This window comes from Pseudophaeobacter sp. (genome assembly GCF_048267565.1).
In the GTDB taxonomy this organism is placed as follows: domain Bacteria; phylum Pseudomonadota; class Alphaproteobacteria; order Rhodobacterales; family Rhodobacteraceae; genus Pseudophaeobacter; species Pseudophaeobacter profundi.
This window is the reverse complement of record NZ_JBLWXG010000001.1, coordinates 1,275,627-1,289,945: the sequence shown is the minus strand read 5'-3', so window position 1 is coordinate 1,289,945 and position 14,319 is coordinate 1,275,627. Positions and strand designations below refer to the sequence as shown.

At 59.7% G+C, this 14,319-nt stretch carries 12 protein-coding genes and 2 tRNA genes; 4 read left to right on the top strand and 10 right to left on the bottom strand.

The annotated features are described in order from the left end of the window. Window positions 1–28 precede the first annotated feature (28 nt). The 6 genes from ACN0VH_RS06120 to ACN0VH_RS06095 all read right to left on the bottom strand — a co-directional run bounded on the left by ACN0VH_RS06120 (window position 29) and on the right by ACN0VH_RS06095 (window position 5,346). A tRNA-Glu gene (locus ACN0VH_RS06120) sits at window positions 29–103 on the bottom strand. 178 nt (window positions 104–281) lie between these two features. Next, window positions 282–356 (bottom strand) — tRNA-Glu (locus tag ACN0VH_RS06115). Window positions 357–476: 120 nt separating this feature from the next. After that, window positions 477–2,222 carry a single-stranded-DNA-specific exonuclease RecJ gene (recJ, locus tag ACN0VH_RS06110; RefSeq protein ID WP_417699922.1) on the bottom strand — a complete coding sequence of 582 codons (1,746 nt, stop codon included), beginning with the start codon at window positions 2,220–2,222 and terminating at the stop codon, window positions 477–479. Window positions 2,223–2,391: 169 nt separating this feature from the next. Next, window positions 2,392–3,378 (bottom strand): class II fructose-bisphosphatase, encoded by a 987-nt coding sequence (gene glpX, locus ACN0VH_RS06105; protein WP_417699920.1) that lies wholly within the window; start codon window positions 3,376–3,378, stop codon window positions 2,392–2,394. A gap of 233 nt (window positions 3,379–3,611) precedes the next feature. Continuing rightward, a complete protein-coding gene (locus ACN0VH_RS06100; protein WP_278921194.1) occupies window positions 3,612–4,898 on the bottom strand; it encodes a homoserine dehydrogenase in 1,287 nt (428 codons plus the stop codon). Between the two features lie 184 nt (window positions 4,899–5,082). Then, on the bottom strand, window positions 5,083–5,346 hold the full coding sequence (locus ACN0VH_RS06095; protein ID WP_417699918.1) for a hypothetical protein: 264 nt from the start codon (window positions 5,344–5,346) through the stop codon (window positions 5,083–5,085). A gap of 216 nt (window positions 5,347–5,562) precedes the next feature. Between ACN0VH_RS06095 and ACN0VH_RS06090 the strand changes: the two genes are divergently transcribed. Next, complete coding sequence (locus ACN0VH_RS06090; protein ID WP_278921192.1) at window positions 5,563–6,150, top strand: TetR/AcrR family transcriptional regulator; 588 nt, start codon at window positions 5,563–5,565, stop codon at window positions 6,148–6,150. A 75-nt stretch (window positions 6,151–6,225) separates the two neighbouring features. Here ACN0VH_RS06090 and ACN0VH_RS06085 read toward each other — a convergent pair whose 3' ends face one another. After that, window positions 6,226–7,152, bottom strand: a complete 927-nt coding sequence (locus tag ACN0VH_RS06085; RefSeq protein ID WP_278921191.1) for a pirin family protein — start codon at window positions 7,150–7,152, stop codon at window positions 6,226–6,228. 236 nt (window positions 7,153–7,388) lie between these two features. Here ACN0VH_RS06085 and ACN0VH_RS06080 point away from each other — a divergent pair, with 236 nt between their 5' ends. Continuing rightward, entirely contained in the window at window positions 7,389–7,871 is a 483-nt protein-coding gene (locus tag ACN0VH_RS06080; RefSeq protein ID WP_278921190.1) for a hypothetical protein, read from the top strand. A gap of 114 nt (window positions 7,872–7,985) precedes the next feature. Here ACN0VH_RS06080 and ACN0VH_RS06075 read toward each other — a convergent pair whose 3' ends face one another. Genes ACN0VH_RS06075 through ACN0VH_RS06065 form a run of 3 tightly spaced genes read right to left on the bottom strand, consistent with a single transcriptional unit; the run spans window position 7,986 to window position 10,780 of the window. Next, window positions 7,986–8,588 (bottom strand): TadE/TadG family type IV pilus assembly protein, encoded by a 603-nt coding sequence (locus tag ACN0VH_RS06075; RefSeq protein WP_278921189.1) that lies wholly within the window; start codon window positions 8,586–8,588, stop codon window positions 7,986–7,988. A gap of 3 nt (window positions 8,589–8,591) precedes the next feature. Then, on the bottom strand, window positions 8,592–9,137 hold the full coding sequence (locus ACN0VH_RS06070; protein ID WP_278921188.1) for a TadE/TadG family type IV pilus assembly protein: 546 nt from the start codon (window positions 9,135–9,137) through the stop codon (window positions 8,592–8,594). Continuing rightward, the gene (locus ACN0VH_RS06065; protein ID WP_278921187.1) at window positions 9,134–10,780 is read right to left on the bottom strand and encodes a pilus assembly protein TadG-related protein; all 1,647 of its coding nucleotides are present in this window, start codon (window positions 10,778–10,780) and stop codon (window positions 9,134–9,136) included. Before ACN0VH_RS06065 ends, ACN0VH_RS06070 begins: the two co-directional genes overlap by 4 nt. A 445-nt stretch (window positions 10,781–11,225) precedes the next feature. Here ACN0VH_RS06065 and ACN0VH_RS06060 point away from each other — a divergent pair, with 445 nt between their 5' ends. Continuing rightward, on the top strand, window positions 11,226–12,656 hold the full coding sequence (locus ACN0VH_RS06060; RefSeq protein ID WP_278921186.1) for a Glu/Leu/Phe/Val family dehydrogenase: 1,431 nt from the start codon (window positions 11,226–11,228) through the stop codon (window positions 12,654–12,656). Window positions 12,657–13,002: 346 nt separating this feature from the next. Then, window positions 13,003–14,256: a sarcosine oxidase subunit beta family protein gene (locus ACN0VH_RS06055; RefSeq protein ID WP_417699916.1), complete on the top strand. Its 1,254-nt coding sequence runs from the start codon at window positions 13,003–13,005 to the stop codon at window positions 14,254–14,256. The last annotated feature ends 63 nt before the right edge of the window (window positions 14,257–14,319 follow it).

The following is a 14,319-nucleotide window of genomic DNA, read 5'->3' as shown; positions in this document are numbered from 1 at the left end:
GCGTTTATTCTTAATCAGAGTGGGGAAGTGGCAGCCCGTAGGGGAGTCGAACCCCTCTTTTCAGGTTGAAAACCTGACGTCCTAACCGATAGACGAACGGGCCACTGTTTCGTGTGGCTGTATTACTTAGTCATAGCCGGTGGCGCAAGGGGCAATTTTGGTAAATCGGCGTTTTTTCTGCAGCGCGGTAAGTGTTTGAATAAAAGCCATATATGCCAAGAAGCATGGCAAATATCATGCCAGGTGCGCCAGATTGGCATTTTGCTTCAAGGGTGGAATAGTGGCAGCCCGTAGGGGAGTCGAACCCCTCTTTTCAGGTTGAAAACCTGACGTCCTAACCGATAGACGAACGGGCCACTTGCTGTGGAGCGGTGTTTAGTTTCTCTATGCCAAAGCCGCAAGCTAAAAAAGGCATCAAAAGTAAGTTTTTTTGGTGTGGGTAGATTTCTTTCCGTTTAGCCCCCTTTGAGGCAGGATTATTGGGTTTCGGCGGCGTCTTCCAGGCGCAGTTGCGGGCTTTGGCGCCCGCCCCAAGAATTGATTTCAAGCCGACCGGCAAAATGGAATCGCGCCCCGCCATGGTCCAGCAGGCGCGGGCCAAGGGCGGTGTCAAAGGCACCAAAGCAGATCGCATCCAAAGTGCCGCCAACCCCATCCGTCAGCGAAAGCTTCAGGTGGGTCTCGCCGATGCGTTTGGCAAAGCGAATTGCCAGATCGGGAAAGCCGTAGCGCGGTGCCGCAGCACCTGCCCCAAAGGGGCCGGCCTGCTCGATCTGCTCGATCAGATCAATCGTGGCGGCCCCGGGCATCAACATGCCATCCAGCTTCAGATCCGACGGCCCAAGCTGATCCGCGCCCTGTTTCGCCAAAAGGTCGCTCAGCCGTGCCATCGCCGCCTCCAGCTTGTCCTGCGCAAGGGTAAGGCCCGCCGCCATCTTGTGCCCCCCACCTTTCAGCAGCAAATTTTCGGCTGCTGTGCGTTGGATTGCGGCGCCAAGGTCGATACCGCTGACCGACCGGCCAGAGCCCTTGCCCTCGCCATTGTGCAGGCCAATGACCACGGCGGGGCGGCCTGCGGCCTCTTTCAGGCGTGACGCAACGATCCCGACAACACCTGGATGCCAGCCTTCACCGGCGGCCCAGACCAGCGGCGCGTCAAAGCCGCGTGCCTCGGCCTGTTCCATGGCGGCGGCACGCACCGCGTTTTCGATATCCCGCCGTTCGGTATTAAGCTGATCCAGTCGCTCGGCCAGGGCGGCGGCCTCATGCGGGTTGTCCGTCGACAAAAGCCGCGCCCCAAGGTCCGCCTTGCCGATGCGGCCTCCGGCATTGACCCGCGGCCCAAGCAAGAAACCCAGGTGATAGGTCGAGGGGGCGGCATCCATCCGCGAGACATCCGCCAGCGCCACCAGGCCTGGGCGTTGCCTGGCCCCCAGCACCTTCAGCCCCTGACGTACCAGCGCCCGGTTGGCACCAATCAGCGGCGCCACATCCGCCACTGTGGCCAACGCCACCAGATCCAGCAGGCTCAGCAGGTCCGGCCCTGCCGCAAGTCCCTTTTCGCGGGCCTGGCGGCGCACCTCGACCAGCATCAGGAACACCACGCCAGCAGCGCAGAAATACCCCAGATCACCCGTTTCATCCTGGCGGTTCGGATTCACCACCGCAACGCAGTCAGGCAATGTTTCACCGCCAAGGTGATGGTCCAGCACGATGACATCTGCGCCCTTGGCGGCGGCAATCGGCCCATGCGAAAGGGTGCCACAGTCGACGCAGACGATCAGATCATGGTCCCGTGCCAGGCCAGACATGGCCTCATCATTGGGCCCATAGCCCTCGTCGATGCGATCGGGAATATAGAGCGTGGCCCGCAATCCCATGTCGCGCAGCCAAACCAGCAAGAGCGCAGCAGAGCTGCCGCCATCAACGTCATAATCGGCAAAAATGGCGATGCGCTGTCGCATCTCCACAGCCTGCAGAAAACGGGCGGCTGCCAGTTCCATATCCTTCATATGGCGTGGATCGGGCAGCAATTCTTTCAGCTGCGGCGTCAGAAAGCCGACCGCCTCATGGGCGGGCACGCCGCGCCGGGCCAGGACTTGACACAGCGGCGTCGGCAGGCCGGTCTGCTGTACCATATGTTCCGCCGCGCGCTCCAGATCAATGCCCAGCCCCAGCCAGCGACGCCCAGTCAGCGATGCCTCTACCCCAAGAAAACTCATGGATGGCTCCTCATCCTCGTCTATGAAAAAGGGCCGGACCCGCCTGGATCCAGCCCTTCATTTGGCCAAAAATATCCCCGCCGGAGGCCGTGGCGCAAGCCACTTCTTTGCTGGCGACAGCCACTCTGGACAGACCGCCCAACCTGGCTGCGGTGACGGGCCTGTTTTATCAGGCTTCCAGCGCGTCCACTGGCGTGCGGTATGACATGCGCCGTACCGATCCGGTTTTTGATCGCATCAGCAGGGTGGTGGTTTCCACCCAACCGGGCTGGCGTTTGATTTCCGGCAGCAAAGAGCCACCGGTCACGCCAGTCGCGGCAAAGATCACATCCTGGGTCACCATTTCGTCACGGGTATAGATCCGGTCGAGATCGGTGATGCCTGCCTTGGCGGCGCGGCCTTTTTCGTCCTCGTTGCGGAACAGCAGGCGGCCAAAAATCTGCCCGCCCATGCATTTCAGCGCAGCCGCAGCCAAAACGCCCTCAGGGGCGCCGCCCTGGCCCATGTACATGTCGATGCCTGTGATTGCCGATTCGGCGCAGTGCATCACGCCGGCAACATCGCCATCGGTGATCAGCCGGATCGCCGCGCCGGTTTCACGCACTTCGGCGATCATCGCATCATGGCGCGGGCGTTCCAGAATGCAGACGGTGATATCGGCAGGGGCGCAGCCCTTGGCCGCTGCCAGGGCTTCGACCCGCTCACGCGGGGACATATCCAGCGAGACAACGCCTTCGGGGTAGCCGGGGCCAATGGCCAGCTTGTCCATATAGGTATCGGGGGCGTGCAGCATCGAGCCGCGCGGCCCCATGGCAATCACGGTCAGCGCGTTGGGCATGTCCTTGGCGGTCAGCGTGGTGCCTTCCAGCGGGTCCAGCGCGATATCCACGCCAGGGCCGGTACCAGAGCCAACCTCTTCGCCGATATACAGCATCGGGGCCTCGTCGCGCTCGCCTTCGCCGATAACCACGACACCTTTGATGTCCAGCAGGTTCAGCTGTTCGCGCATGGCGTTGACGGCGGCCTGATCTGCGGCCTTTTCGTCGCCGCGCCCGATAAGCGAAGCCGAGGCGAGTGCGGCCTGTTCTGCCACTCGGGCAAGGCCAAGTGACAGCATGCGATCATGAAATGGGGCGTCTGTGGTGGTCGAGGTCATACTCAATATCCTGTTACAATCCGGGCGGGTTGCCTGTCGAATACCCCTTTGCGGGGGCGGCGGGCAAGGGATGATAGCGATAGCTAGGGCGGGAAGGCGCGCGTTGTGCCCCGAATGGAGCATTTTTGCGCGCCTTTACTAGGGGATGGGCCGGTTTGCGGCCCAATTGAATGTTTTATGACCTGGTTTTGGATCCAGGCTTTGACAACCAGACGCGCGCGCAGCGAGCCCGGTCAGAGCTCTTCGATGCGCAGGGCGACAGGCGCGCCGTCAACAACGCCGGTCTGGGCAAGGGTCTCGATTGCGACGTCCAGCGTGGCAGAGGTGGTCTTGTGTGTCACGATCAGCACCGGAGCTGTGGTTTCCGCGTGGCCGTATTGGCGCATCCGGTCGATGGAAATCCCTGCATTGCCAAGCGCTGCGGCCACTTTGGCCAGGGCACCGGGTTTGTCCTGCAGCGCCAGACGCAGGTAATAGGGGGCGGGAAGGCCGGTCTGGGCCGCTGGGATTTCCTGCAAAGAGCTGGCTGGCTGACCAAAAGTTGCGATGCGTAGCCCGCGCGCCAGATCGCAGATATCGCCAAGCACAGCGCTGGCGGTGGGGCCTTCACCGGCACCGGGGCCCTGAAGCACCACCTGTTCGATCGCGTCGCCTTCGATGACCACCATATTGGTGCCGCCTTCCAGCTGCCCCAGCGGCGAGTCAGCAGGCACCAGGCAGGGGGTCATGCGCTGTTCCAACCCACGGGGGCTGCGCTGTGCAACGCCCAGCAGCTTGATCCGATAGCCCATGTCGGCGGCATGGCGAATATCGTCGATGGCGATGCGCTGAATGCCCTGAAGTTGCACATCCTCAAAGGCAGGCTTGCTGCCAAAGGCAATAGAGGAGAGCAGCGCCAGCTTGTGGCCGGCATCAATGCCGCCAACATCCAGATTGGGATCGGCTTCCAGATAGCCCAGGCGACCGCATTCTTCGAACAGGGTGTTGTAGCCCTGGCCGGTGGCCTCCATCCGGGTCAGGATATAATTGCAGGTGCCGTTCATCACCCCCATGATCCGGGTGAACTGATTGCCTGCCAGCGCCTCGGTGAGCGTTTTGACAACCGGGATGCCGCCGGCCACGGCGGCTTCAAAGCGGATCACCTGGCCGGCTGCCTCGGCCTGTTCTGCCAGCGCCTGGCCGTGGATGGCCAGCAACGCCTTGTTGGCGGTAACCACATCCTTGCCAGAGGCCAGCGCGGCCTCGGTGGCATCTTTGGCGGGGCCGTCGTCGCCGCCCATCAGTTCGACAAAAACGTCAATATCGTCACGCTTGGCCAGGGCGACTGGGTCGCTCTCCCAGGCGTAGCCGGTCAGGGCAACACCGCGGTCCTTGTCGGCGTCGCGGGCCGAAACCGCCGTGATCACCACAGGGCGACCGGTGCGCATCTCCAGCATTTCAGCCTGGCGGCGGACGATTTTCACCACCCCCACGCCAACCGTGCCCAAACCTGCAATCCCAAGACGAAGCGGTTTTGTCATAGCCGGAGATCCTTTTCGTATCCATCTGTGTTGACCCGCCTTAGCGGGTTCAGGGAAGGGGTGCAACGGCGCTGGCGGGATAGCTGGGGAAATCAGGTCTCAAGCGGGATATAGACGGCGCAAATAGCGGCGCAAAGCGGGCAAGCCTATGCTGTCAGATCTTCGTTGTTCCTGGAGGGCCTGGTTACTGTGAGGCGCGGCGCAGGGCCTCGGCGCGGCGGTCCAGTCGGTCGCTGCGCGCCTTGAGTGTCTCTTGGAGCTGTTCTGCCGCGTCTTCTGGGGTGGCCTGAGGGGCGATCAGGTCTTCTATCGGGCGTAGGGGCGGGTAGGCTGCGGCGCGCAGCTCTGGTGTCAGGCGATTGTTCAGCTCGGGCACGTTGCTGCACCCGGCAAGAGATGCAAGTCCGAGGCTGGCGCCAAGCAGGATCAGGGGCAGGGGGCGATGCATGACATTTTCCTATTGCTTGCCTCTTGATGCACAATCAACCGACAAGGTACAAGCTGGCAGCGTGATTTATCCGCTGCTGCGGCCCACTGAAGTCTGCCTGTCCATTGGGCTGGCCTGCCCTTTGAACCGGCCTCAATATTGGGTCCCACCCAATGTCTTTGGGGTCGGAATGCAGCAGGGTCTTTTTTCTGAACAAATGTTCAGTTATCGTGAGGCATGGCACGTACGCAGGGTTCCCATTCTGACATCACCGGCCCGCGCATTCGTAGCGCGGCACTGCGGCTGTTTGCGCAGCATGGCTATGCAGCGGTGTCGATGCGCCAGATCGCCAAAGAGGTCGGTGTACAGGCAGGGGCCTTGTATAATTACACCCCCGACAAGCAAAGCCTGCTGCATTCTCTGATGGATCGGCACATGCGGGAACTGCTGGCGGCCTGGCAGGTCGAGGCGGGCGATGGTGACGCGCTGAGCCAGCTTGAGCGCTTTGTCCGTTTCCACATCCGCTTTCACATGCAGCGCCCGGATGCGGTTTTTATTGCCTATATGGAACTGCGGAATCTGACGGAAGAAAACTTCGCTGCCATTGAAACCCTACGGCGCGCCTATGAATACGCGTTAGAGGCAGTGCTGAAGCAGGGGGTGGCCAGTGGGCAGTTCACCATTCCCGATACCAAGATCGCGACCTTGGCGGTGATTGCCATGCTGAACGGAGTGATGACCTGGTATCGTAGCGGTGGCCGCCTCTCGCTGGAGGAGGTGGAAAGCGTCTATTGGGATATGGTGCGCAAATCGGTCACCGCCTGAACCGGCACATTGCACATGGTGCAAGGGCGAGGCAGCAGCGGCAATACCGCTGATCTTGCCGCTGCTGCTCTTGCATCAATGTGCGGGGGCGATGAAGGTGCCGTTGCGCAGATCCTTGAAAGCTTGCTGCAGCTCGGCGCGGGTGTTCATCACGATTGGCCCATGCCAGGCTACCGGCTCTTGGATCGGGGCACCTGAAATCAACAAAAAGCGCAGGCCTTCCGGGCCGGCCTGCACGGTGACCTCATCGCCGGTGCCAAATCGCACCAGGGTCCGGTTGCCAGACATATCCCGGATATTGAGTTCCTGGCCGGCAACCTCTTTTTCTAGCAGCACGCCCTGCGGGATTGCCGCATCGACAAAGGCCCCGGCCCCTTCGAAGACATAGGCAAAGGCGCGCCGGTAGGTGTCGATCTTGAAGGTCTTGGTCACCCCGGCAGGCACCGATATGTCCAGATATTGCGGATCCGCAGCGATGCCATCGACGGGGCCGCGTTTGCCCCAGAACTCGCCGGTGATCACCCGCACATGGGTGCCGTCGTCATCGGTGATTTCGGGGATCTCGCGGGCGGCGACATCCTGATAGCGGGGGGCGCACATCTTCTGGTCAGAGGGCAGATTTCCCCAGAGTTGAAAGCCATGCATCTGGCCCTGCTTGTTACCGCGCGGCATTTCCTGATGCAGGATGCCCGACCCGGCAGTCATCCACTGCACATCGCCAGCGCCCAGGCTGCCGGCATTGCCGAGCGAGTCGCTATGAGAGACCTCGCCGGACAGCACATAGGTGATGGTTTCAATGCCGCGATGCGGATGCCAGGGAAAGCCCTGCTGATAGTCTGCCGGGTCTTCGTTGCGGAAATCGTCAAACAGCAAAAACGGGTCCAGCTCGCTTGGGTCCTGAAAGCCAAAGGCGCGGTGCAGTTTCACGCCTGCCCCTTCGAGTGTGGGTTGGGCCTGACGGGTTTCCAGAATGGGTCTGGGGGATGTGGGGCGAAGCGACATGGGGGTTCTCCTGTACGGGACACTGCCGTTTCTGGGGCAGGGCTGGACTACATCTAGGCCGGGAACCTTTGTTGCAAAACACCCAAGAGACCACCGTTGCTGTGCAGGGATGCACAGACCGTCGGGCCCCGTCCGTGCCTGACTGTCGGCGGGGCTGTTCGTGGTGGCAAAAGCAGGCTATGTCCAACGCAACCAAAGGTCCGGGCAGGACCCGGACGATGGCAGGAGAGCGATAAATGACGGATGAAGTCTTGGTAACAGTAGAGGCCTCGGGGCTGCGCCGGATCATGGGGGTGGCCATGCTGGCGGTGATCGGCGTGACCCTGCTCTATGTGGCGGTTGCAACACCGCCGTCGCTGGCCTGGCTGGTGTTTCTGCTGCTTGTCGGACTGGGGGCGCTTTGGTTGTCGGTGCGGATGTGGCAGGCGACGGCCCACCAGATCGAACTGACCGAAGAGGTGCTGCGCTGCACCGATGGCACCGTGATCGCGCAGGTTGCCGATATTGAAACGATTGATCGCGGCTTTTTTGCCTTCAAGCCATCAAACGGATTTTTGATCCGTACCAGTGCGCCAGGCGCACGGATCTGGCTGCCGGGGCTGTGGTGGCGCGCCGGGCGACGGATTGGCATTGGCGGGGTGACGCCAGGGTCGCAGACCAAGACCATGTCGGAAATTCTGGCGGCGATGATCGCCAAGCGTAGCATGGGACCGCTGTAGGACATACTGCGCTAGAGCGGCTACCGGTTTGCGCATCGAATACATGCGCCATCATACAGGGAGAGCCAGTCGCACGACAGGAAGTCGCACGATAGGAAAGGGGCGTGAGAAGCCTTAATCCAGGGCATCCGAGCCATCATCATGACTGCCGCCCCCACCGTCGTTCTGGTTTTCGAACAGCACCTGCGGTGCAAAGCGGGGGCGGGTGAAGACAAAATTGTTGATGTCCAGGTTCGGCAGTCCAACGCGAAAGGCGGGAACCATCTCGTTGCGGGTTTCCACCAGGATAACGCGTTCCTGATCTGGCATGCTGGGCAGGCTCTCTTCGACGACACTGATGGTATCATCGGTCCATTCCACCAATGAGGTGCCGCGCACCTTGGACCAGTCGACATAGTAGCGGTTATCGTCTTCATTCCAGCGCACCACAGATACGCGCAGGGTGATCTGGGAATCCGAACGGATCAACAGCTTGGCCATTTCATGCATGCTGTCGATATAGGTTTCGTTCAGTTCGGCCGTCTCGCGAGAAATCAAATCCGAGATGGTATAGGCTGCCTTGAGGTTGACGGTTTCCTGCCGGAAGGCATCAAAGAAGGTGTAGATAGCGGTGAAGGCCCATAGCAAGAGTGGCGCGAAGATCACAAATTCGACCGTTACGGTTCCCTCTGCACGGCGGGCAAAGATGCGGAGGCGTTTTGTCAGGAAAGAATGCATGGTCTATCTCGGCTCCTGAACAAAGGCGGATACGGCGATAAGGCTGACCAACCCCTCCGGGTCGTCGTCGACGAGATCCTCGCCCAGGCCCCAGGCTGAAATCATCGGTCTAAAGCGCATGCAGGCGCGGATCAGCATCAGCTCGTTTGACGCTCCATCCTGAGAGAACCCACGTACCGGCAGGATTTCTTCGGGTTTGCTGATGCAGTCAGGCTGCGGGTCGACGCCTTCCCAGTCAAAGGGATCCAGCTGGACCAGTTCCAGCCGCAGCGAGGTTGCGCAATTCTCGGTATAGCCAGACAGTCGGCAGATCTGGTCGCGCACCACATCGTGCTGGGGCGCGGCGCCGGTTGTTAGGCGAATTTCGCGTACCGCGATATCCAGCGCGCGTTCCAGCTGGGATTGGCGCAGAATGACCATGCCCATCTCAACGGTGGAAATTAGGAACATGAAGAACAGCGGCATCAGCAGGACAAACTCGACCGTCACGGTCGCCTCGGAGCCGCTGCGGAAGCGGCGCAGGACGCGGGCTGTTGTTGCGGCGATCATTGTGTCAGCCTCAGCTGGCGGATGGAGGTCGCGATCGAGGCAAAGGCGTCTTTGATCTCCAGCCCATCTACATCAAAATAATGCGCACTGGTGCTGGCACAGTCGCGCAGGACCGCAACGCCGTCACTGGGTGCTTCAAAGCCGATGGTATAGACAATAATCCCTTTGGCCTTGGCGGCGGCGCAGATGTTGCGGGTGCGGGCATTCTTGGTCCCATTGCCGTAGGTGGAATAGATGCCATAGTACCATTTGTTGCGGGCGTCGTAGAAATCCATCCAGTCGTCAAAGATATAGCGGTAAAGGTATTTAAGCGAAGTGCGCGCAAAGAGCTCGCTGTACGTGAGGCTGGCAACAACTGGTGGATTGTCCTGGGGATCCGCGTTTTCTGACATCGTGCGGCAGCTATTGCCGTACCGGTCACAGTCATAAAAGGTATCATTGCCCGTGCCTATGGGGTGGTCTGCCCACTTGGCGCCATAGGGCAGGTGCCAGTAATAGCGACCATAGTATGCATCATAGGTGGAATACACCTTTAGCGAAGCGCTGTTGGTGCCATAGCGGATATCGTCGCGCCCCACGATGGTCGAGAAATAGACACCCGAGGCCCCATCGCGGTGATCGTCGTCGACATAATACTGCGAGGTATTTTGCCCATCGGTCATCAGCACGATAATCTTGATGGTATCTGAATCGGTATAATCTGCTGGCCGGGCGCTGAAATCATTTGGTACCGAAGCGTCCTGTCCCGTTGACAGATTCTGGATGGCAGGGCGGGCGCTGGGGTCCAGCAGGGTGGTGCCCCATTTCATGCCAATATCAATCGAGGTATTGCCGGCCGCCGAGAGGTTGCCAATGAAGGTCTTCAGCACATCAGCGTCTTTTTGCAGCGGCAGAATTTCGCGCGAGGCTCTGTTTTCGCAAACCGGATCCTTGATCAGGCGCGGTGTGCTGTAATAGGTTCGCCTGTCGCGATTGCTCTCGCCCCAGGGGGTGAAATGCATAGAGCGTTTCAATGTCTGGTTGGTGGGAAGCGCCGCCTGATTGAAATCAGACCCCTGAAAATTGATGCAGTTCGAATAGGGGTTTTCACCAACCGTTGAATATTCACCAATTAGATCATCAGGCAGCGACACCTGGGTGGCATAGGGCACAATTGAAATCGACATCTTTCCATCGGTGGTATTGGCCACCATGGTATCAATGAAGTCTTTGGCCGCGATCTTCAGATTGGTAAGGCGGCTGTTTGATCCCATCGAGCCAGAAACATCCAGCACCAGCGAAATCTCCAATCCGTCGATGCTCTCTTCTGCCTTTGAGGCAGCGTAGATCGGCATATCAGCGCCGCCGGAGTATTTTAGCCACTGGGCCTCGAATGTACTGTTGATGGTGGCTTTGACTCGTTTGTAACCCAGCCCGGATTCCACCTCTGGCGGGCTGTAGTGATCACCTAGGCCCGCCTTTGTCAGATAGTCCTGAACCACCACGGCAGGGGGCTGGGTCTGGTCAAGGTCGGCCGCAGCCAGCACCGCACGGTCGAGGGTGTATTGCAGAATGGTTCGGTCGCGTTCCAGTCGCATCAGGTCCACGCCGATACCGCCGATCGCCAACATCGCCACCAAAAAGGCCATGGTCGGGTAGGCCATGACGCCACTGTCCTGGCGGCGAAAGTCCCGCAATCTGTTGCCGCACTGGTGCAGGGCAACAAGCGGAAGTGCGGTAGCGGTTCTAAAACACTGGTGGGTCATCAACAACAACCTCTTCGCCCCCAAAATAGGGACATAGGAGTGGAACGGGGATGGTACTCTTCATATTTGGTTTGGGAAGATGGCGGAAATTGGGCGTGTCCAAGTCAATTTGGTTTCAATTTACTTAATGTGGGGATGGGTCTGCGACCTGATGACAGCCTCAACGAGGGGGCTGGTTCGAATCAGTGTGGCCCTAGATTTGCCAAAACCTAATCGCGCAACCTTCGAATATTGAATAATTTTTAGAATGAAATGGTCAAAAAGGTCGCACTCGTTAAACATCCATGCGTAGAGTTGCGCTAACGATGGGAATGAGTCGTTGGAAGAGTACGGAGAACCGCAAATGAGCAACCTGCAAGAACCAAGTTTCCGTGAGAGTGTTGACCTCATGTTCAATCGGGCCGTCGCCCTGATGGACCTGCCGCCAGGCTTGGAGGAAAAGATTCGGGTTTGCAATGCGACCTATACGGTGCGATTCGGGGTGCGTCTGCGCGGCGAAATGCATACGTTCACTGGCTATCGCTCGGTGCATTCCGAACATATGGAGCCGGTCAAGGGCGGCATCCGTTACGCCATCAACGTGCATCAGGACGAGGTCGAGGCGCTGGCGGCGCTGATGACCTATAAATGTGCTCTGGTCGAAGCGCCGTTTGGGGGCTCCAAAGGGGGCCTGTGCATTGATCCACGCAAATACGAAGAGCATGAGCTGGAGCGCATCACCCGCCGCTTTGCCTATGAGCTGGCCAAGCGTGACCTGATCCACCCCTCTCAGAACGTGCCTGCGCCCGATATGGGCACGGGCGAGCGTGAAATGGCCTGGATTGCGGACCAGTATGCGCGCATGAACACCACCGATATCAACGCCCGCGCCTGTGTCACTGGTAAACCGTTGAACGCGGGCGGCATCGCCGGCCGGGTAGAGGCAACAGGACGCGGCGTGCAATATGCCCTGCGTGAATTCTTCCGCCATCCCGAAGATATCGCCAAGGCGGGTCTTGAGGGCAAGCTGAAGGGCAAGCGCATCATCGTTCAGGGGCTTGGCAATGTGGGGTATCACGCCGCCAAGTTCCTTAGCGAAGAAGATGGCGCGCTGATTACCGGCATCATCGAGCGTGATGGTAGCCTGTATCGTGCCGAAGGTCTTGATGTCGAGGCAGTGCATAACTGGATCGCCAAGCACGGTGGTATTTCCGGCTACCCGGACGCCAAGCTGTCAGAGGACGGCGCTGAGCTTTTGGAGCACGAGTGCGACATCCTGATCCCAGCGGCGCTGGAAGGGGTGATCAACCTGACCAACGCCAATCGTGTGCAGGCCCCCTTGATCATCGAGGCCGCCAATGGCCCGGTGACTGCGGGCGCTGACGAGATCCTGCGCGAAAAGGGGACGGTGATTATTCCGGATATGTATGCCAATGCCGGTGGTGTGACTGTTTCCTACTTCGAGTGGGTCAAGAACCTGAGCCATATCCGTTTTGGCCGCATGCAGCGTCGCCAGGAAGAAGCGCGTCACCAGCTGGTGGTGGATGAGCTGGAGGCCATTTCGGAGAGCATGGGCAATAAATGGAGCCTGAGCGACAACTTCAAGCAAAAGTACCTGCGCGGTGCTGATGAGCTGGAGTTGGTACGCTCGGGGCTCGATGACACCATGCGGATTGCCTATCAGTCAATGCGCGAGGTTTGGCATGACCGGGACGATGTGACCGATCTGCGCACCGCCGCCTATCTGGTTTCGATCACCAAGGTGGCCGCCAGCTACCGGGCCAAAGGACTTTGAGGTCAGCCGGTCTGGCCTAGGTCGAAATCATCATGACGAAAAGCGGCGCGCCAATGGTGCGCCGCTTTTTTGTCTTGGTTTAGCGCGCTGCGCTGTGCCGTCTGCCTGCGGGGCTGGCCTGTTCTGTTTGTCTCTTTTGGTGGGCAATCACTACTGGACATAAGTGCCCATTATGGGGTCAAGTGCAGGCAGGAGCTTGCCGGTTGCCGGTTTCTTTCAATCGGGGGCTAGGCCTTTTGCGGTATTGGGGCTAGCAATATCACAGGCTTATCCTGGGTCGACCAGTGGCAGGCTGCCCGGGTATGGCACTGGGCAAAGCGGCGATAGCCAAGGGGAGAAATATGCGATGCGGTTTTCGGGATGGCGGGTGCTCAAAGAGGGGCTGACCGGCAACAGGGGCTGGGGCCCGCAGTGGCGCGACCCGGAGCCCAAGCGCGAATATGACGTGGTGATCATCGGTGGCGGTGGCCATGGGCTGGCCACGGCCTATTACCTGGCCGCGGAACACGGGATCACCAATATTGCGGTGCTGGAAAAGGGCTATCTCGGCGGTGGCAATGTCGGGCGCAATACCACCATCGTGCGGGCCAATTATTATTTGCCGGGAAATTCCGAATTCTATTCCCATTCGCTGCGGCTCTGGGAAGGGTTGGAGCAGGAGCTGAACTACAATGCGATGATGTCGCAGCGTGGCATGATCAACCTGTTTCACAACGATGGCCAGCGCGATGCCATCGTGCGCCGCGGCAATGCCATAATCAATCAGGGCGACGACGCCGAGCTGCTGGATCAAGATGCAGTGCGCAGGCTGGTGCCCTATCTGAATTTCGACAACAACCGTTTCCCGATCATGGGCGGAATGTTGCAGCGCCGTGCCGGGACCGCGCGCCATGATGCTGTGGCCTGGGGCTTTGCCCGTGGCGCCGATATGCGTGGCGTCGATCTCATTCAGAACTGCGAAGTCACCGGCATCGACGTCGAAGGCGGCAGGGTCACCGGGGTGCAGACCGCGCGTGGCCCGATCCGCGCCAAGAAGGTGGCGCTGGCGGCGGCTGGGCGCAGCTCTCAGGTGGCGGCCCTGGCGGGGCTGACGCTGCCAATCGAAAGCCATGTGCTGCAGGCTTTTGTCACCGAAGGGATCAAGCCGCTGGTGGATCATGTCGTCACCTTTGCCGAGGGGCATCTTTATATTAGTCAGTCCGACAAGGGTGGCTTGGTCTTTGGCAGCTATCTGGATTTTTACAGCTCTTACGCGGCGCGTGGCAATCTGCCGATGGTGGAACATACGATGGAAACCTGCCTGGCCATGGTGCCCGCCATCAGCAAGGCGCGGTTGTTGCGCAGTTGGGGTGGGATCATGGATATGACGCCGGATGGATCCCCGATCATTGATCACTCTCCGATTGCGGGGCTCTATCTCAACTGTGGTTGGTGTTACGGCGGGTTCAAGGCGACGCCGGGATCGGGCAATGCCTATGCCCATCTTATCGCGACAGACCGGCCACATGGGGCGGCGGCAAAGTTCCGGTTGGATCGTTTCAGCACAGGCCATGGATTGATGGACGAGGAGGGGACCGGTGCGCAACATAATCTCCACTAGGTTCTTGGGGCTTCGGCTGGATGCCTCCGGCGGAGGTATTTTGGGTAAGATGAAGCAGGAGCG

Bases quoted from the DNA above. Each gene is read 5' to 3' on its own strand.
- ACN0VH_RS06070 (WP_278921188.1), bottom strand. From the start codon at position 9,137: ATGATCGCCGCAACAACAGCCCGCGTCCTGCGCCGCTTCCGCAGCGGC.
- ACN0VH_RS06075 (WP_278921189.1), bottom strand. From the start codon at position 8,588: ATGCATTCTTTCCTGACAAAACGCCTCCGCATCTTTGCCCGCCGTGCA.
- glpX (WP_417699920.1), bottom strand. From the start codon at position 3,378: ATGACCTCGACCACCACAGACGCCCCATTTCATGATCGCATGCTGTCA.
- ACN0VH_RS06085 (WP_278921191.1), bottom strand. From the start codon at position 7,152: ATGTCGCTTCGCCCCACATCCCCCAGACCCATTCTGGAAACCCGTCAG.
- ACN0VH_RS06065 (WP_278921187.1), bottom strand. From the start codon at position 10,780: ATGGCCTACCCGACCATGGCCTTTTTGGTGGCGATGTTGGCGATCGGC.
- ACN0VH_RS06100 (WP_278921194.1), bottom strand. From the start codon at position 4,898: ATGACAAAACCGCTTCGTCTTGGGATTGCAGGTTTGGGCACGGTTGGC.
- ACN0VH_RS06095 (WP_417699918.1), bottom strand. From the start codon at position 5,346: ATGCATCGCCCCCTGCCCCTGATCCTGCTTGGCGCCAGCCTCGGACTT.
- recJ (WP_417699922.1), bottom strand. From the start codon at position 2,222: ATGAGTTTTCTTGGGGTAGAGGCATCGCTGACTGGGCGTCGCTGGCTG.
- ACN0VH_RS06055 (WP_417699916.1), top strand. From the start codon at position 13,003: ATGCGGTTTTCGGGATGGCGGGTGCTCAAAGAGGGGCTGACCGGCAAC.
- ACN0VH_RS06090 (WP_278921192.1), top strand. From the start codon at position 5,563: ATGGCACGTACGCAGGGTTCCCATTCTGACATCACCGGCCCGCGCATT.
- ACN0VH_RS06080 (WP_278921190.1), top strand. From the start codon at position 7,389: ATGACGGATGAAGTCTTGGTAACAGTAGAGGCCTCGGGGCTGCGCCGG.
- ACN0VH_RS06060 (WP_278921186.1), top strand. From the start codon at position 11,226: ATGAGCAACCTGCAAGAACCAAGTTTCCGTGAGAGTGTTGACCTCATG.